Source organism: Metallosphaera sp. D4-4 (assembly GCF_046245145.1).
Classification (GTDB): Archaea; Thermoproteota; Thermoprotei_A; order Sulfolobales; family Sulfolobaceae; genus Metallosphaera; species Metallosphaera sedula.
Map to the genome: position 1 here is coordinate 1,316,177 of NZ_CP176412.1, position 18,781 is coordinate 1,334,957.

At 44.1% G+C, this 18,781-nt stretch carries 17 protein-coding genes and 1 pseudogene; 11 read left to right on the forward strand and 7 right to left on the reverse strand.

The features are described 5' to 3' along the window. Positions 1-153: 153 nt before the first annotated feature. Entirely contained in the window at positions 154-1,566 is a 1,413-nt protein-coding gene (locus ACI49J_RS07105; protein WP_012020850.1) for an MFS transporter, read from the forward strand. Here the strand turns inward: ACI49J_RS07105 and ACI49J_RS07110 are convergent. Next, entirely contained in the window at positions 1,563-2,189 is a 627-nt protein-coding gene (locus ACI49J_RS07110) for an MBL fold metallo-hydrolase (RefSeq protein ID WP_012020849.1), read from the reverse strand. The genes ACI49J_RS07105 and ACI49J_RS07110 overlap by 4 nt on opposite strands. A gap of 657 nt (positions 2,190-2,846) precedes the next feature. Here ACI49J_RS07110 and ACI49J_RS07115 point away from each other — a divergent pair. The 7 genes from ACI49J_RS07115 to ACI49J_RS07145 all read left to right on the forward strand — a co-directional run bounded on the left by ACI49J_RS07115 (position 2,847) and on the right by ACI49J_RS07145 (position 9,019). Next, entirely contained in the window at positions 2,847-4,325 is a 1,479-nt protein-coding gene (locus ACI49J_RS07115) for an APC family permease (RefSeq protein ID WP_048060023.1), read from the forward strand. A 143-nt stretch (positions 4,326-4,468) separates the two neighbouring features. Continuing rightward, complete coding sequence (locus ACI49J_RS07120; protein ID WP_012020847.1) at positions 4,469-5,116, forward strand: urease subunit gamma; 648 nt, start codon at positions 4,469-4,471, stop codon at positions 5,114-5,116. Next, the gene (ureC, locus tag ACI49J_RS07125) at positions 5,113-6,780 is read left to right on the forward strand and encodes an urease subunit alpha (protein ID WP_012020846.1); all 1,668 of its coding nucleotides are present in this window, start codon (positions 5,113-5,115) and stop codon (positions 6,778-6,780) included. The genes ACI49J_RS07120 and ureC overlap by 4 nt, the downstream gene beginning before the upstream one ends. A 9-nt stretch (positions 6,781-6,789) precedes the next feature. Further along, positions 6,790-7,230, forward strand: a complete 441-nt coding sequence (locus tag ACI49J_RS07130) for an urease accessory protein UreE (protein ID WP_012020845.1) — start codon at positions 6,790-6,792, stop codon at positions 7,228-7,230. Then, positions 7,211-7,810, forward strand: coding sequence for an urease accessory protein UreF (locus ACI49J_RS07135; RefSeq protein ID WP_012020844.1), 600 nt, complete (start codon positions 7,211-7,213; stop codon positions 7,808-7,810). Before ACI49J_RS07130 ends, ACI49J_RS07135 begins: the two co-directional genes overlap by 20 nt. Next, complete coding sequence (gene ureG / locus ACI49J_RS07140; RefSeq protein ID WP_012020843.1) at positions 7,807-8,442, forward strand: urease accessory protein UreG; 636 nt, start codon at positions 7,807-7,809, stop codon at positions 8,440-8,442. The genes ACI49J_RS07135 and ureG overlap by 4 nt, the downstream gene beginning before the upstream one ends. Further along, on the forward strand, positions 8,411-9,019 hold the full coding sequence (locus ACI49J_RS07145; protein WP_048060021.1) for an urease accessory protein UreD: 609 nt from the start codon (positions 8,411-8,413) through the stop codon (positions 9,017-9,019). Before ureG ends, ACI49J_RS07145 begins: the two co-directional genes overlap by 32 nt. 96 nt (positions 9,020-9,115) lie before the next feature. Here the strand turns inward: ACI49J_RS07145 and ACI49J_RS07150 are convergent, their stop codons facing one another. From ACI49J_RS07150 to ACI49J_RS07165, 4 genes and pseudogenes are all read right to left on the reverse strand, one after another. Continuing rightward, positions 9,116-10,945, reverse strand: coding sequence for a molybdopterin oxidoreductase family protein (locus ACI49J_RS07150; RefSeq protein ID WP_048060020.1), 1,830 nt, complete (start codon positions 10,943-10,945; stop codon positions 9,116-9,118). A 21-nt stretch (positions 10,946-10,966) separates the two neighbouring features. Next, positions 10,967-11,038 (reverse strand): annotated as a pseudogene (locus tag ACI49J_RS07155) (hypothetical protein); the annotation flags it as partial. Then, a complete protein-coding gene (locus ACI49J_RS07160; RefSeq protein WP_012020840.1) occupies positions 11,035-12,288 on the reverse strand; it encodes an MFS transporter in 1,254 nt (417 codons plus the stop codon). The gene ACI49J_RS07160 and the pseudogene ACI49J_RS07155, both read right to left, overlap by 4 nt. Next, complete coding sequence (locus ACI49J_RS07165) at positions 12,278-13,615, reverse strand: nitrate/sulfite reductase (RefSeq protein WP_012020839.1); 1,338 nt, start codon at positions 13,613-13,615, stop codon at positions 12,278-12,280. Before ACI49J_RS07165 ends, ACI49J_RS07160 begins: the two co-directional genes overlap by 11 nt. 253 nt (positions 13,616-13,868) lie before the next feature. On the opposite strand from ACI49J_RS07165, the gene ACI49J_RS07170 reads away from it, so the two are divergent. Genes ACI49J_RS07170 through ACI49J_RS07180 form a run of 3 tightly spaced genes read left to right on the forward strand, consistent with a single transcriptional unit; the run spans position 13,869 to position 16,373 of the window. Continuing rightward, positions 13,869-15,191 (forward strand): circularly permuted type 2 ATP-grasp protein, encoded by a 1,323-nt coding sequence (locus ACI49J_RS07170; protein ID WP_048060019.1) that lies wholly within the window; start codon positions 13,869-13,871, stop codon positions 15,189-15,191. Continuing rightward, complete coding sequence (locus tag ACI49J_RS07175; protein ID WP_193453382.1) at positions 15,176-15,976, forward strand: transglutaminase family protein; 801 nt, start codon at positions 15,176-15,178, stop codon at positions 15,974-15,976. The genes ACI49J_RS07170 and ACI49J_RS07175 overlap by 16 nt, the downstream gene beginning before the upstream one ends. Next, positions 15,966-16,373: an alpha-E domain-containing protein gene (locus tag ACI49J_RS07180; RefSeq protein ID WP_012020836.1), complete on the forward strand. Its 408-nt coding sequence runs from the start codon at positions 15,966-15,968 to the stop codon at positions 16,371-16,373. Before ACI49J_RS07175 ends, ACI49J_RS07180 begins: the two co-directional genes overlap by 11 nt. Positions 16,374-16,548: 175 nt before the next feature. Here ACI49J_RS07180 and ACI49J_RS07185 read toward each other — a convergent pair whose 3' ends face one another. Together ACI49J_RS07185 and ACI49J_RS07190 are read right to left on the reverse strand one after the other, a co-directional pair. After that, positions 16,549-17,463: a metallophosphoesterase gene (locus ACI49J_RS07185; RefSeq protein WP_012020835.1), complete on the reverse strand. Its 915-nt coding sequence runs from the start codon at positions 17,461-17,463 to the stop codon at positions 16,549-16,551. 252 nt (positions 17,464-17,715) lie between these two features. Beyond that, on the reverse strand, positions 17,716-18,696 hold the full coding sequence (locus ACI49J_RS07190; protein ID WP_048060018.1) for a metallophosphoesterase: 981 nt from the start codon (positions 18,694-18,696) through the stop codon (positions 17,716-17,718). Between the last annotated feature and the right edge of the window lie 85 nt (positions 18,697-18,781).

The following is an 18,781-nucleotide window of genomic DNA, read 5'->3' on the forward strand; positions in this document are numbered from 1 at the left end:
CAAAATCTGTATAAACGCCTAGATGGAAACGCATAAATTTGTAGAATTTACACTATCTTGCTATTTACACCCTGTTAAGAGTTAAAGTTATTACTAAAATAGTTAATAATTAAGTAGTTAAGTTTTTAAGCTAGTGAGGTCCCCAATTTACTTATGAATAGAACAGTAATCCTTCTAGTACTTGTCCTTGGGACGTTAATGGCCGCGGTTGACGGAACCATTGTTCTCTTGGCCTTACCTCAAATTGCTCAGGATTTACACGCAGATCTCTTTACGGCAATTTGGGTTCTCTTGGCTTACCTGCTGGTAACGGCCATACTCACAACTCAGACTGGAAGAATAGGGGATATTTACGGGAGGGCCAAGATCTTTAACCTGGGTTTCGTAATTTTCACCGTTGCCTCAGCGTTATGTGGATTGTCAAACTCCATTTATCTGTTAATTGCATTTAGACTAATTCAGGGGGTTGGAGGGGCGATGATGACTGCAAACAGCGGGGCAATAGTTGCAGATCACTTTCCCCCTAACATGATGGGGAGGGCTTACGGTTACACTTCACTGGGTTGGAACATAGGAGCCCTTCTAGGAATAGTCTTGGGAGGAACCTTGACCACTTTCTTTGGATGGCCTTACATCTTTTACATTAATGTCCCCATAGGGGTTGTAGCAACTATCCTTGGTGTGAAGTACATTAAGGACGTCAACAAGGTGAAAAGGGAACTTGACGTCACGGGAGCAGTACTCCTTGGAGTTGCACTGGTTCTCGTTTCCTATTCTTCCATTGTAATGGCGAGCGTCGGGGTTGATTCCCTGAATCTGGGAATACTGGTCGTGGGGATAATACTCGTTGGGGCCTTCATCTTTAACGAGAGTAGGGCGAAGAGTCCCGTGATAGACCTAAAGATGTTTAGGTACAGGCTCCTGGGTTACTCCTTGACCGCTACCTTCCTGCAGGCAATAGGGGGACTAGCCATCACCTTTCTCCTCATCATGTACCTTCAGGGCGTAAGGGGGCTATCTCCCCTAGATGCGTCCCTGTTACTTCTTCCAGGTTATGTTGTGGCCAGCTTCCTAGCACCCTACATGGGTAAGTTAACCGATAGGTATGGTTCCAGATGGTTTGCCACCGGAGGGATAGCCATCATCATGCTGTCTGTGATAATGTTCTATTTCGTGCTAACGCCGGAAACTCCTTACACATGGATACTGCTAATTTCTGGGATTAATGGTGTGGGTTCAGGGATGTTCTGGCCATCTAACACCAGTGCCATAATGTCAAGTGCTCCCAAGGGATACTTTGGTTCAGTCTCAGGTCTCTCGAGGACCCTTGGAAACGTGGGAATAATTCTGAGCTACGTGATAACACTTTCGGTGGCAGCGGCTGCAATTCCTAAGGAGGTGGCCTTTAAGATATTCTTGGGAACCTCCAAGTTAGATGGTGGGCTCTCCTCTATTTTCGTGGTAGGGCTTCATTACGCCTTCTTGATCTCGGCAGTGGTGCTGGCTGTGGCCACGTTCTTCTCCTTCCTTAGGGGGAAAGAGATACGTATGGAGGAGAAAGCCTAGAGGGGCCATCTTGGGGGACCGCTAATCCCATGGGAAACGTAAACCCTCTCCACCTTGAACTGCTTCACCTTCTCCACGCTTTTCCTGAGTTGCTCAAGGTCCTCGTAAATCAGGGGTAACCTGAGGCCATTTTTAGTGCCCTGTAGCATGTCTCCGACTAGTAGGGCCTTTTCATCCTCGACGTAGATGGAGATGGAGTCGTCGGTGTGACCTGGGGTATATATCACTATAACTCCCGGGAAGACCTCTCCCTCCTTCAAGGGCTCTGCCCCAAACACGGGGGTGAGCTTGGAGTTGAAGAATGGCGAGCCGAGAGCGAAAGCCAACTTAAGCAGTGAGGAGTGAAGAACTGGTTTTCTTCCCATTCCGTTAGTGAGGTACTTTATCCCGTTCTCATGTATCAGGTTTCTAGATAGCCTCAGTTCCCCCGCACTCCCTATATGATCACCATGGGAGTGAGTGTATATTACTGCCTCAATCCTTTTTGGATCCTTTCCCACTCTTCTTACCTCTTCCAGTATCCTGGCCCCATTACCGCGAGTCCCGGAATCTACCAGTATTAGCTTTCCCCTGACGTCCAGTAGGAATGCCTTAACGAACCTCAAATTAATCTCGTGAATCATATGAAGTGTAGTGTGAGAGGAGTAATTTGTCTAACGGAAATCTGGAGTTGGAGACCAACTAGACGGAGTAACGCACCTATTACGGTCTCGAACTCTAATGTATCAATCTTAAAAATCCCTAAAATCCATGAAAAATACAGCGTAAAATTATGAAAACTACAAGTAAGATCTATTAATCAATCGACTTTCCCACATCTGCCTGTTGTCGACAACAGGAATACTAAGTATCTTGAAAGCCACAGGTATTGGTAAGACTTCGCATGGAAAACTAAAATTCTTCTTAGGGTAATTATTAACTAGTCAATAAAAATGGAAGAATCAATCGCCAACTCACGATTCCTTTGAAGGACAAGGAGCTCAAAAACTTTCCGCGATAGAGGATTGAGGAGTATAAATCAATGGTAGAACATCATTGATCTTCATCATGAGACCCAGAATCGTCAAAGGAGACACGTATCTCCTCCGAAACAATTCTCCAGCCGTATACGAGATAAACTAGATAAAATCATATTATCATTATGTTTAAACTCTTCACTTCCGCTATAATTAATTAGAGATAACAATAGATAGTATTCAATAACTTCACCTTAATAATGAATGTCTTTAATAAATCTACCGTATAATGCTTATTATCTATCAATTATTGACCATATTAACATGGAAACTAAAAATTACTTAAACAGAATCGTAGTAGATAATCCTAATTTTCGTAAGTCAGCGGGACTTCTCTCCATGATAGCCTTTTCCTTGGGCAATATCATAGGATCGGGAATTCTGCTCCTGCCCGCTGTAACCGCATCAATGGCAGGTGGTCTAACTCCACTTGTGTGGTTAGCTGGAGGAATAATGTTACTTCCCTTAGTTTTTGTGTACTCTCAGCTTGCGAAAATGTATCCGGTAGTGGGTAGTAAGGTAAGATTCGTTAATGTAACCCACGGCAAAGTTCTTGCCTCTTCCGTAGGATGGCTCTATCTCATAGGAACGTTGTTTGTGGTACCGATTGAGGCTGAGGCTTCCCTACAGTACCTTTCCTACATCTTTCCATCTTTATGGAGTAACGGTTCCCCAACCTTAGCGGGTGATCTCGTCGAAATAGGCATTGTTTCCGCAATTTACTTCCTAGTTTACATGGGAATTAGAACTCAGTCCCTAAGTGTGAATGTTATAACTTACACCAAGCTTGGGATATTGGCACTTTACGTAGCTCTTGTGGGGATTCTCGCGTTTCATCCTTCAAACTTTACCATTCCAACCCAATCGGGCACATCAACCTTCCTAGATGCCATAGCGTTAACGATGTTCGCGTACGGAGGATTTAGAAGCGCTATGGTATATGCTGGTGAAAGCAAAAACAAGAACCAGACCGGAAAAGCCATACTGATTGCCTTCCTGCTTTCCATGATTGTCTACACCCTTGTTCCCATAGTTTTCATAGGTTCCCTCACGCCTGAAATTCTAGGTCACGGATGGGGATACGTTTCAAAGATGAGTGCGCCTTTAACTCAAAGCGCTTTAATAGCCGGTATACCAGTGCTTGGAGCACTCTTCATCATAGATGGTGTAATCTCGCCCTCCGGTGCATCTTTAATTGGCGCTGGAGACATCAGCAGGTACATGTATGCTCTGGTCAAGGTGGGCAGTGCTCCCAAGGGACTGGGAAAGGTAAGCGAAAAGCGTGGAATTCCTGTTATTCCAACGTTACTCTCCCTCTTAGCTTCGATAGTGCTGTTATTTGTTTCTCCTACGTTTGAGCAGTCAATTGGCTACCTCATTGCAGCTCATGTGCTGGGTTACGCAACAGGGCCTATTAGCCTGTATGTTCTCACTTCCAACAGAGGATATAAGGCCATTTCCATGGTTGGATTTATAACATCTGGCCTCATATATACTTGGCTGGGATTCCCTAAGACTCTATTTGGCACCCTGATCATAGGGGTATCCATGCTAGTAATGGCCATGATAAACAGACCCGTGAAACCAGCATTATGGTACGTGGGATATGCTATGGTATTAACAACTATAAGTGTTCTGGTTTCTAACACCATTTATGAGATTATTGCAACTTTAGCTCTGGCACCCGTATTCTTTGCTCTAGCCATAAAATCGGCTAAGGGATCTGGAGAAGTAGAAGCCTAGATGAAAAATGACCACTCTTTACCCCTTTAGATCTGCCTTGTTAATAGAATCTTTTTAATATAGCGCAACCTCTTTTAAAATAGTTCTAAGAAATTTCCTTTAATATTTATTTTTTGATTGTGTAATCTCCATAATGATCAAAAATGTTTCTCACACCAAGGGAACAGGAAAAACTACTCATCACTGTAGCAGCGGAAGTGGCAAGGAGAAGAAAGGCTAAGGGGCTTAAGCTAAATTATGTGGAGGCTCTCTCGATAATAACGGACTTTGTGCTGGAGAGTGCAAGAGAGGGTAAACCGATGTCTCAAATAATTAAGGAGGCACAGAACCTGCTCACAGAAGATGACGTTATGGAAATGGTACCCTCCATGCTTGAGGTGGTTCAAGTTGAAGCCACTTTCCCCGATGGGACCAAGTTGGTGACCATCAGAAATCCCATACCAGGGAGGTCTAATCACATAATTACCGCTGAAGGAGAGATAGAGATAGCAAAGGACGAAGTAGAGCTAGAGGTAACTAACACGGGAGATAGACCCATTCAAGTGGGCTCCCATTATCACTTCTTTGAGGTCAATAGGGCTTTGAAATTCGATAGGGAAAAGGCATTTGGGATGAGACTGGCCATTCCCTCTGGGACATCTGTGAGATTCGAGCCTGGACAGGCAAGAGTGGTAAAGTTAAGGCCTATAGGTGGGGCCCGCAGGGTCGAGGGTCTGAACGGCCTCACTGAAGGAAGCTTGCATAGCAAGGAGCAGGCAATACAAAGGGCTAAGGAGAGGGGGTTCACTTGAAAATTTCAAGGGAGAGATACGCAGAACTATACGGACCAACAGAGGGGGATAAGATCAGACTGGGTGACACAAACCTAGTTATCACGGTCGAGAAGGACATGATTAGAAAGGGTGATGAACTTGTGTTTGGTGCAGGCAAATCCGCCCGTGACGGATTGGGTCTTCTTCCGACGGTGAAGGAAGAGGAGTCCATGGATCTCGTTATCACAAATGTGGTGATAATGGACCCTTTACTTGGAATAGTTAAAGCCGACATAGGAATAAAGGACGGAGTCATCGTGGGGATAGGTCATGGTGGTAACCCATTTACCATGGATGGAGTTGACTTCGTGCTGGGACCGTCGACCGAGGTAATTTCTGGAGAGGGGTTAATAGCCACTCCAGGTTTCATAGACACTCACGTTCACTGGGTTGCCCCACAGCAGGTATACGATGCGATCTCCGCAGGCTTCACGACCTTAATTGGCGGAGGTACCGGTCCGGCCGAGGGGACCAAGGCAACCACGGTCACCCCAGGATCTTGGAACTTGAGAGTGATATTTTCTGCCCTGGACCAGTATCCCGTAAACTTCGGTCTAACTGCGAAGGCGTCATCAACGTCAGTTAGCATGGAGCAAGTGCTGAACCAGGGCGCGTGTGGATTCAAGATTCATGAGGACTGGGGAGCCATGCCGAGGGTAATTGATGAAACCTTAACCTTGGCTGACCAGAGGGACGTGCAGGTCACTATTCACACAGATACATCTAATGAGAGCGGATTCCTCGAGGACACCTTAAGCGCGATTGGCGGTAGGACTATTCACGCCTATCACGTGGAAGGTGCGGGAGGAGGTCACGCTCCAGACATCATTAAAATTGCAGGAGAACCCAACATACTTCCGTCCTCAACTAATCCCACTAAACCCTTCACAGTCCACACATATGAGGAACACCTGGAGATGCTCATGGCAGTTCATCACCTGAACCCAAAGGTACCTGAGGACGTGTCCTATGCGGAATCCAGAATCAGGGCTGAAACCATGGCTGCCGAGGATTACCTCCACGATCTTGGGGCAATAAGCATGATGTCTTCGGACTCGCAAGCCATGGGAAGGATTGGGGAGACAGGAATTAGGACATTCCAGCTTGCTCATAAGATGAAGGAACTTAACCTGATCCCCATGCCTGACAATCAAAGGGTCCTGAGATATCTCGCAAAAATAACCATAAATCCTGCCATAACCCACGGTATATCAGAGTACGTAGGATCCCTGTCCCCTGGAAAGCTGGCAGATATTGTTCTGTGGGACCCTAGGTTTTTCCCCGCGAAGCCCTACATGGTTATCAAGGGCGGAGCCATCTCATGGGCCCTAATGGGTGAAACCAACGCCTCTATTGCATATGCTCAGCCTGTGCTTTACAAACCCATGTTCGGATTTACAGCGCCGGTATCCCTGCTATTTTCCTCACTGGATGGGGTAAACGAAGCGGGGAAAAATGTCAAGAGGAGAGTGGTACCAGTAAGAAATACTAGGACCATCTCGAAATCTCACATGAAACTTAACGATGCTACGCCTGAGATAGAGGTGGACCCTGACAAATATGAGGTTAAGGTCGATGGGGTAGTCCCGAAGATCCCGCCTTCTAAGGAATTGCCTCTAACCAGATTATACTTCCTGTTTTAGGTGAGGTACATGGAGAACGTGGTGAGAATAACTTCCCTTCCTGTCAGGGAAGAGGTGAGGGAATTGGTGACAGACAGAAGATCAATAGAGATGGGCAGAGTAAAGATCACCCTAGAGGACGGGATACACGTTCTAAACATTAAGGGACTAAAAGACGGGGATGTATTCGAGTTTAAAGGTAAATATTGGAGACTAGTTCAGAGGGAGGAGAAAGTAATACGGATAGTCCTGAGAGAACCTACGGAGAGTTTCAGGGTTGGATTTGCGGTGGGTAACCTTCACATGAAGGCAATGGTGTTGGGAAACGAACTATATATCCCGCTTGAAAATCCCAACCTTCCTAACTTACTCTCTCAATTCAAGCCAGAGGTCACGGAGAAAAAATTCATTCCCAATGTGGAAATACCCATAGAGGGAGAGGTAGTCCAGTTTGTCGATCCCGATCATTAGGGCCTTTCACCTTTTCGACGGTTCACTTCCTCTAGGTGGTTTCAATTACTCCTTCGGGGTTGAGGAAGCCTATTACGAGGGAATCGACGTGGAGGGCTTCATTGTCACAACTTTCAGGAATGTGATTGAGAAGGGAGACATCCCAGTGGCTAGGATTGCCTTCACTGATCCGTGGAAGGCCAACGATATCTCTATTGCATCCAAGCTTACCAGGGAGTTGAGAGAGGCATCAATAAACATGGGCAAGTCCCTAGCCATGTTGGGACTTTGTAATGACGATTTTGTTAATGAAGTTAGAAGAGGTCTAAGGGGAAGCTATCCTGTGGTGATAGCTAGGTGTTGCGTCGCGATGAAGATAGATCAAGTAGCCTGTCTGGCAGGGCTAGCGTATTCTGAGTTAGCACAAATGGTGTACTCGGCGGTCAGATTGGGAGCGCTAAACTTCATACAGGGACAGAAACTGATTACGCGGGTACTGGAGACTGTATCATTACAGGAGGAGTTCGAGCCATTCTCCCCTTTACTTGACGTGTTGTCTAAGAAACATGAGGAAAGGGAGCCAAAGGTGTTCATGTCATGATCAAGGTAGGTATTCTGGGACCTGTTGGATCTGGAAAAACTAGCTTGATTGAGTTTCTCGCTAAGGAGTATTCGGAAAGGGGAATCAAGGTTGGAATCTTGACGAATGACGTGGTATCTGCTTACGATGCCATGAGAATTTACCATAACCTAGTGGAAAGGTTAAGGATTCTACCTAGGGAAAACGTGCTGGGCTTGGTCACCGGAGGGTGCCCACACACTGCCATAAGGGAAGATCCGTCCCTCAACCTCAGGGCTCTAGAAACACTTGAGGAGAGAGCAAATCCAGATCTCGTGTTCATCGAGAGTGGGGGTGATAACGTTATGTCGACCTTCAGTTCGTCATTGGCCGACTTCACAATTTTTGTTTTAGACACGTCGGCAGGAGACAAGTATCCGGGGAAGGGTGGAATTGGGATAACCGAGAGTGATCTCCTAGTGGTCAACAAGATAGATCTTGCCCCATATGTGCAGGCGGATCTAAATAAGATGAGAGAGGACTCACTAAGGGTTAGGAGAGGAAAACCCAGCGTATTTATCAGCCTTAAAACCGGCGAGGGCACACGAGAGCTCATAAGAATACTGGACGAGGAGCTTGGACTTGAAAGGGTATTTGGAAATAAGGGACAATGAAGATAGCCTAATCATAGAAAGGAAGGGCACACTTAACGCTATTCTCACGCAAGATCTTGTGATACTGGTCAATCCTTCGGAAGTGCTGGCCAATGACGACGAGTTGGAATATGACATCGAAGTTAAAAGGAAAAGGGTCACTGATCAAGCATCTACAAAAGTTCTCTCAGACTCAAACGTTAAAATAAGGGCCAAGGTTAGGCTCCTTAACTCGGACTACCTAGTACATCCCTTCATCTTCTACAATAGGGCCAACTTACTAATCGAGAGTGACTTTTACGTTGAGGGAAGTGCCACCATTGTGGAGGCGTATATTCCAGGTAGAAGGGCTACGGGAGAGAGATTCCTTGAGGGAAGTGTTAAATCTGTTACCAGGATATATAGTGGAGATAAACTCTTGATTTACGACGTATTTAGAATGAAGGATGGGGATTACCTTAATCCCTGGCTAATGGGAGACGAGTGTCTCCTGACAATATACACCGTAAAGGATGGGGATTTCTCGTTCTCAAGGGAGATATTGCCATACACCAAAATTTTTCGTAGATGGACTGAGCTCACCAATATCTGGTTCTAGACTAGTCCTACTAAATATACTCGAATCCAGTCTAGATAGGATTTATCTATCTAATGTTCCAAAAACTATACTATCATAAACATATCGTGATAAAATTCAAGCTTTCCTTACAAAGGCCCTCAACATTTTATAGGCTGGTTCCTTGCTCATGGGATCGGCCCTCCAATCCATTATCCTGTTAGCCCTTCCCCAATGAAATGGCATGAAGGCAGTATTATTGGATACCCAGTCAACGCATTTGACCAACGCCTTTATCTGCCCTTCATTAGTATTTATTTCAACTTCCTCTCCACTTTCTACGCTCAATTTGGAACACTCTTCTTGTCCTAGAAAGATGTAATCGTCTTGTCCTAAGCTAGATAGTAACCAGCTCTTAGAGGATCTACTCCTTGTATTCCAATGCATTTTAGTTCTGCCTGTAATAATGAAGAGATTATTTGTTTCTATTTCAAGGTCGGTCTCGTATTCGATCCCCTTGGTTCTAAACAATCTAGGTTGAATTACTGATTGATTATTTGGCCATCTATGCCCATACTTCAAATCGTCGTAAGTCATGTCAGATATATCATCCATTCTTCCTCTCGTGAGCTCCTTGAACTCGTTAAAAATTTGCTCCACTGACCTGTACTCCAATTCAAATCCCATGGCAACACCCAACTCCCTGACTATTTCCCAATCAGGTTTAGCTTCCCCAGGAGGATTTCTCAGCTTGGATAGATATCCTACAGTTCGATCACCTGCAGTATGTATTCCTTCCCTTTCGGACCAAGTAGCTGCAGGAAGAACTATATCTGCCTCCCTCGCCGTTTCTGTAAGGTAAGAGTCCTGTACAATTACCAGATCTAGATAGGAAAGGAGATCCTTAAATTTACTGGCCTCGGGCAAGGAGATAACGGGGTTTGTCCCTATTATCCATAGGGCCCTAATTTTCCTTTCCTCCATTAACTTATACATGTCGGTGATGGTGTTATAGCTTCTAGGTATGGAATACCTTGGTATACCCCAATAATCCTCTACCTCTCTTACTTCCTGCTCGTTATTAACGTACCTTAATCCCGGAAGCATGCCTGCCAACGCGCCCGCTTCCCTGGCTCCCATTGAATTATGTTGTCCAGTCAATGGTAATACACCAGTACCAGGTACGCCTAAGTTACCAGTGATCATGGCGAGAGTTGAGATCAGGATACCAGTATCGACTCCCCTATATGTTTGATTTACCCCCATCCCCCACATAAAGATGGTCTTACTCTCCATTATTCTCTTAGCTATGGATATAATTACATTCTTATCAACACCTAGTAGTTGCGATACCCTTTCCGGTGGAAACATAGTGGCTATCTCTCTGAATTCCTCAAACCCCTCTGGAATAATTTTAGCAGAATCCAATATTACGCTAGCTATGGAATTCAAGAGGACTATGTCCCTTCCTGGTTTAATTTTCACGTGAATGTCTGCCTGTAATGCGGAATCCGTTGTCACAGGATCAACTACTATCACCACTGCTCCCTTCCTTCTTCTAGAGATAATTCTTGTCCATAGAACAGGAAAATTGGATGCTGGATTTACTCCCACCAAAAAGAAAGTCTCGGCTCTCTCTATCTCGTCATATGATGCTGTAGGGGAAGGATCACCGAAGCTAAATTTCAAAGAATGAGCAGCGCTGGCCATGCATAGCCTAACATTCGAGTCGAAGTTAGGGGTTCCAAGAAGGCCTTTCCCCAACTTTACGGTCAGGTATTGATCCTCTGTCGGTATCTGAGCCCCAATGTAAATTCCTAGGGATCCCTTAATTCTCAATATTTTCTTTAATTTTCTTGAAATAATCTCCTTGGCCTCAGACCACGTAATTTCCTTGGAATCTTGAAGGGGATATGTTACTCTTCCCGAGTCTAAGGTATCCAACAGTGTGGCTCCCTTAACACACATGATTCCTCTGTTAGTCACATAATTTTCAGGAATAACCTTTCCATTGACACGAAGTTTGCAGCCCACCCCGCAGTAAGGACATATGGTGCTCATGCCCTCATCGCCTCACTCGCTCTAAGTAGAAGGACCGATAGAACTAAGGAGATGATTGCAAGGATAGTAAAGACTAGGAATGAAGCAGGAAAGTTCAGCAACGTAGCTACGTAACCCATTATGGGTGGAAGGAGGAGACCGCCAGCGGAACCTAATCCGCCCACGAGGCCTGAAGCTCCGCTGACTGCAGTGGGAGAGTACCTAGGAACCAGTTTAAACACTGCGCCGTTAGCCATTCCCATTCCCACAGCAATTATAATTTCCGCAACTACTGCTAGGGAAAGGGAAAACGCGAAGAGGAAGACCAAGCTTCCTACTATCATTGTTAGGTAGGCTATAGTTGACACTAGCTCTCCATTAATCCTATCTGAAATCCAACCTCCTGGTATCCTTACTACAGCAGTCAGTAGCGAGTAAATAGTTCCAGTAAGGATACCAGCTTCCACTGGAGTTAGGTGAAGGAAGCTTTTCCAATATAGGGGAAGCCATTCTGTTAAGGCCTCAAATCCACCGAATGAGGTCAAATACATGAAGACTAGAGCCCATATTCTAGGGCTCCTTAACGCCTTAACCAGGGATCTTGATAAGGAATGAGACGGAACGATGTCCAAACCCATGGATTTAGATAAGGCCTCAGCGTCTTTCCTAGTCTTCCCCTCCTTCAGGAAATGAAGAAATGGAGGATCTATGGATACCAATATGTAAATTAGTATCATTATACTAAGAAAAAGGGCCCAGGCCACATAGGAATATACTAATCCTAGGTATGATAGGGCAAAGGGAAGAAGTGTAGTGAAAATGCCTGGGGCTGTGTTACCCAATCCCGCAAAAATGCCCAGGGCCTTTCCCTGCTCTTTCTGGGGAAAGAAATAGGAAACGTATGTGACGCCACTCGAAAATGTGGAGATTCCAGTCCCCGCCAAGGCACCAAAGAGCAGGAGTAGATAGTAGATAAGTTGGCTGGAGAGAGAATTTAGATGCATTAGAGTGAAGATGATACCCAAGAGACCTAGCAATCCCAAGAGCAACTGTAATAGGATGGTTTTGCGCCCTAAATTATCTACTAGAAGCGAAAAGGGAATTCTCAGGAAGGCACCAGTTAAGGTTGGAATTGCAACCAACCAAGACACTTCAACCAGGTTAAGATGAAGGAGTGGCCCTATCCTTAAGGCTGTCGTTCCAAACAGGGCAACTGCTGCGAAGCCTGCAAAGAAGGCTAAGGTACCTGAAACCAATCCCCTATTCCTCACTCTGACCACCAGCTTTAAAGGAAGGAATTTCCATTAATTTTCTCCTTATTTCTTCAATATTTTCTAAGTCTATCCCCTTTAACTTGTCCACAACTAGAAGGTAATCCTCGTAGTCGACTTCACCTACCACTTTTCCTATGCTATAATTATTGCCATTTACATATATTTTCAGAGCTCTTTTCCCGTTTCTCATAACTGCTCTGAATCCTAAATCCGCAACCTGATGCCTTCCACACGAGTGGGAACAGCCGGAGATATGAATACGCATTTTACTGTCTGAGGCAGTTTTTAACAGATCCTCGGCCATTTTTGTAGTAGAAATTATTGCAGGAGGGCAATAATCATCTCCAATGCATGCCTCGACAACATTTTTAAGGTAAGGATATTCAACGGACTCTGCACCTTTAGGTAACTCCCTGACAGGAATGAATATCGCCTGCGAATTAAAGAGCGAGACAAAACCTAAGTTCTCCCTTGCAATCTTGGCAACTTCTTCGACTTCCTCCCAATTCAGCCAACCACCCCTAGTTCTAACAACCATTAACTTTGCGTTGAGGTGTGAGGATGGTATGCCCTTAATCCGCTCTATCTGAATCTTTTCAATTTCATTCAGGATCATTTCCTTAACCCTTTCGGAACCGTATTTTTGCACTACCCACTTGAATCCCCTTTTCTCATTCTCTCGCTTCAGGATGTTGGTAACCGCTATGGAGATCCTCTTGGCGTCAGCGAGCGTAACTCCCTCAAATAGCTTGATGCCCTGAAAATCATGGTCTCCAATTCCCCCACCCACCCACACGTCGAAGAGATCTTCACCTCTGGCTACAATTCCCACATCCATTATTACGGGAACCGAACATCCCTTTTCACATGCCGAGACAGAGATCTTTACCCTTTTTGGAAGTTTGGGAAATTCGTACTCTGGATTATGTCTGAAGAAGGAAGCTATCTCAAGGGAGGCCTTAATTGCATCTGTCTTAGCAAAGGGGCAAATGTAAGATGGACATGGAAGGACGTTTCTAACCGATGCCCCACAGGAATCCCTTGGATCCAACTCGACACTCTCAAGCTCTCTCAGCACCTTCTCCTTATCAGATAGCTGAATTCCGTAAAGTTCTACATCTCCCCTTGTTGTAAAATGAACTCTTCCATCTCCTTTCTTAGATATATTGGCTAAGACCTCTAGTTGCTGGTACCACCATCTAGAGGGATCCCGTTCTTTTCCTTGCCTTATCCTTATGGAGATAAGATCGTTATCTCCTCTGCTTGAATAAATTCCCTTAAATCTTTCTGGGTAGAGTGATTTAAATTTCTCACTATATTTCATATATAAGCCCTCAACATAAAATAGATTTTATATATTCTCCCCTTTCATAGTAAATACTTTCTAATTATAATGATATTTAACCTTTAATTGCCAAGGCATAAAAGAGTCATGTTTACATTTTATAGTTGGTCAGAACGTTTTGTCCACGTGTCAGTTGTAGACATACTATAAATGTGGAGGACCTGATTCACTTAATTCTCTTTAATCTTCTACGCTGGAAATACTTAAAGTTGTCAGAATCTAGTATGAACATGTGAAAATAAGGAGGATAATTAGAGACAGAACCTACAATGAATTCCTGATGGATCCAATAAATCGCAGACTAATGGATAACATTACCGTCCTAGAGAATAAAATTTTTGATTTAAGCAGGTTGGTGAACTTACAAGCTTACATGGAAGGCTTCACGTTCTATACTTCTTCAAGGTACAGGGGTATACCCATCGACGTTATTCCTAGAGTTATTAGTTCAGATTTTTACTCTAGGATATCCGATTATCTAGTTAAAAGGAACCTAGTTCTTAACCACTTGGTCAAGGAAATTTACCAGGAGAAATCCGTGCACATACCTGATTGGATAGTCAAGACTACACCCTTTTTCAAACCGGAAATGATGGACTTCTCCCCACCCAAGGGAATATACATCTATGTGAATGGTGCTGATATTGTTAGAGTAAATGGTGAACCCTACATTCTTGAGGACAACGTAAGGGTGCCCTCAGGAATAGCCTATTCTTATAGGGCATTCGAATACGTTCATCGATTTTTACCTGAACTATCTCAGGGTTACAGCGTGGAGGAACCATCGGGTTTAGAATATCTTTACGATACACTTCGCTACGCGAGTGGAAGCAAGGATCCCGTAATCGTGCTTTTAACGGACGGTCCCCTAAACTCCGCTTACTTTGAACACAGGTTCATTTCTGACAAACTCGGGTTTGTGTTGGCAGAGCCCAAGGATATACAGGTGAACCAGGGAGAAGTTGTGGTAAAGACGTTAGATGAGGGGGAAGTTCACGTTGACATAATATACAGGAGAATTGAGGACCTTGAGTTGCTCACTCCAGATTTGATGAGGGCATATCTACGCGGGTGGGTTACCATTGCCAATGCCCCAGGCGTCGGAGTAGCTGATGACAAGGCAACCTTCGTTTGGATACCATTCCTAGCTGAGAGATATGGAATTTCCCTTAAAGAGGTTACACAGCCCTTTACCATATGCCTATATGAAAGGGAGAACCTTCAAAGGGTGATTAATAACCCCTCGAGTTACGTGATAAAGAAGAGGGAAGGCTATGGAGGCATTGGTCTCTCCATAATGAAGGATGAGAACGCCAGTGTCCTAAAGGAGTTGGTAAAGGAGTATGAGAACTTCATAGCGCAAGAGGTTCTCGATTTCGACACCGTGGTCTCTGCGATAAATGACTCGTTTTACGAGACTTTTGCAGATTTCCGCTTCTTCACATATTACGATAGGGTGGCCACAGCAGTTTTAAGTCGAGTCGGTGTGGTTGGAAGTAGGGTAACAAATAACTCTTCTGGAGGGATGGTGAAACCGGTGTGGATTACGAGGTAATCTATAGGAGCGTTTACGAGTACGAGGCGGACGTAATCGTGAACGAGAACACCTGTAGGATAGTGCCCTACGACGGTGATAATCAACGGCTTTTGAAGCACGAGGTCGATTCCATTCCACAGGGTTATAAGACGTATTTTAGGGATATTTTTGACAATATAGTTTATAAAATAAAGGTTACAGAAGTCCACAAAAGATTGGAAATTTATTCTGAGAGCCTGGTAAGGGTGGACACCAAGGCGATAAGAGTTAACTACGATTTTCCTTACGATTACGGATTCAATCAATTTCTCTTGCCCACAAAACTTGTGGATCCTGAACCCTTTCAAAAAATCGCTAGTGAACTGACAAAGAATGTTAAGAGCATGGGTGAAGTAATAGAGACCGCCGTGAAGTTTGTAAGGGACAGAATAAAGTATGCCCCTGGAGCAACTGACGTCACCACGACCGCATATGATGCCTTTAAACTGGGTATGGGGGTTTGCCAGGATTACACTCACGTTACCTTAGCGATTTTAAGGGCTCTGAAAATTCCCGCCAGATACGTCATGGGAGTGGTTAACGATAATCCAAGGGCTACTCATGCGTGGGTTGAGGTCATGATGCCAGACGGAACTTACGTGGACGTTGATCCAACAAGAGGAAGGTTTTACAACCTAGGATATGTGAAATTTGCCATAGGAAGAGATTTCGCTGACGTAAGTCCAATAGTTGGGAGCTTCATGAGCTCTGGTAAGGGTCAACTGAAGAATGTGATGATTAAGGTGAGGAAGGTTGCTGACTAAGAGTTTAGCTTACAGAATTTACTGGACGGGAAGGTACCTGGAAAGGATAGAGAACATTTGTAGGATCTCGATAATAGCGGTCAACAATGGCAGCAGTTTGGACTCGATAGCCAAGGGATATGGATTGAAAGGTGAGAAGGAGCTCTTCGAATATGTTAGGATGTCCTTAGAGCTACTTCGGGAGAACATAAGAAGTTTTGCTAATGAGAAACTGATGATCGAGGTTAACGAAATGGAGTCAAGGATAAATTCACCTAAGGATAACCTGGTAAGTTACTTCAGCGATATCATCTCTAGTGCCATGAGGCTGGGGAATAGCTTAGAAGGATACTTCAATGAAAGAATATACAACTTGAGGATGAGATCTCAACAGGAGAATCAGCCTGAACCCAAGTGAATTGTGATCGGGTTCGTAGAACAAAATCTAGAAGTAAGGTCGCGACTAATTGAGTGACTTCGATATAACTACGCTTGAAGGTCATGTGAGTACCTTTCTAAGACGCGGGGACAATTCTTAGCGAACTAGTTTTCATGCCATCTTTCGATCATGGAGTGAACATTTTACATAGACTCTATCCATGAATGAGACTTATCGCCTTTACCTTAAATGACCTCAATAGACCCTTTTCGAGTTGCCTCTCAATAACTACTAAGACTCCCCTAAATATTCCGCTTTGATATTCGCTTCCTGGGTTTGCTATTTTCGTTTCTCCAATCTTGTCTACCCCGGGAGACTCATGAATGTGGCCGTGAAGTCCCACTAAAGGCTGATATTTCTGTATCAGGTCATGCACTGATCTAGAACCTACGTGTGATCTTTCCTTTCTCTCATTTACTGCCAGATCCAATTTTGTATTGAAAGGCGGAACGTGAACATTCAATACCGTTTCCTTAGGATTTACCTTTTCAATTAATCTCTCAAGCCTTATGTAAAGGGTGGAGTCTGGCACTTCCCTGTACGTCTGAAAGGGAGTTGGATTCACAAAACCTTCACATATCATTTTGAGGTCGCCCAACTCTATCACCTTACCCTGACACGTCTCGATGCCATAGGAGTTCAGTAGAGAATCCAACTCCAATGGATCATCATTTCCCAAGTTCCATACTACGAAGAAATTAGAGTTCTCCATTTTCTCCCTCTGTATCTTTACCCACCTATCTACCTGTGCCTCCAGCCTCTCTAGTACTACCTTCCTCAAGGCTTCCCTATTGCCTAGGGTAAAGTCTAGTTCCTCTTTACTCATGATTATGGGCATCCTACCCGTTATCATGTAGTTCTCCTGAAGGGCTTCCAGGTTTACTTTCTTTCCATCAACATAATAATCTCCTCCTTCCCTCATAACAAAAATGAAATCCTTTGAGAACATGTCTCCCCCATATACTAGATAATTTACATCGTACATCTTGGCTGCGTTCAACGATTTTCTAAAGGCAGTTTCTGATCCATGAATGTCACTCGTAAATAGTATTTTAGTTTGCAATGGCATAAGTGTTAAAACGTGGACGTGAATTTAAGCCTTAAAACAAAAAATTATAAATATATAAAAAGTCGTGATAAATCTTAACTTGGAGACGTTAAAATTTTCACGAATGACTAGTTTCGATTTTAAGAGAAATTATGGATTCAATGCATAAGGAGATCAGGATCTTAAGAAAACAGGTCGTTTCCGAATAAAATTTTTACGCTAAGGGTGGGAAAAGGTGTAGAATAGGATATCCCGAATTTCCTTTAACAAAGATCAGCCCACTATAAACTGGTTACCTTTAACTCTCCCATCTTCTAGCAAGATAAGTGTAGAGTGAAGTATGCCCTGGTTAAACTCACTACCTGGATTTATTATCACTGTCCTTCCGATCTTATCAAACGCTCTGGACTCGTGAATATGTCCGTGTATGCCTAGCATTGGTTGATATTCCTCTATTATCTTGCGAATAGCCTTAGAACCTACGTGAGTCATGACCACATCGCCTCCCTTTACTACTGGTTTCAAGTCGGCAGAGAGTAACGGTGCATTATCAAGGGAAGTATTATATGGAGGAGCGTGAAAATTGAAAATTGCCTTTTCTGGCCTCTCTAACTTCTCAGCCATTCCCCTCAGATTATACATCAGCTCGTCCTCGGACATTTCTCTAGGTGTTCTCCAAGGTGTGGGATTAACATATCCGAAGGATATCATCTCGTGACCGCCTATGTCTATTATATTTCCTTCACTTTTTCTCATTAATTCGCTCTCCTCAATAACTTGAAAGAGAAACGAAGGATCATCGTTACCTAGGTTGATGAAGACTGGAATCCGTCTTTCCTTCAGCTTTTCCTGAGCAATCTCAACCCAACTCCTTAGGTTTTCCTTCATCTTTTCGTGAAATAGCTCGTCAAGTTTCTTTTTGTTATTGATTAATTCCTCATGCTCAGCCTTAGAGAGAATCGCATAATACGCGCCGCTCTTTCGGAATTCCGCGACAACGTTGTTAAGAGAGCTACCGCTGATCTCCCTATCCTCAACAACAAAATAACCATTTCCCTTATTTATGATAGGTACCAATGACTTTCCTGCAATATCTCCACCTATGATAAGGCAATCAACTTTCTGCATCACTCCGGCATTCAGAAATTTCCTAAAAGCAGTCTCGGACCCATGAAGGTCGGAGGTGAATAGAATCCTTGTTTTGTTCTTTCCGCCTACACTTTCGTTGTTTCCTCTTCTTTTAAACAGGGGCATGAATTGTCTAAAAGTTATTCTATTAAAAAGGGTTGCTGGCAAAAACATTAATAGTATACTAGGCTAATCGTTAGAACACTCTCTA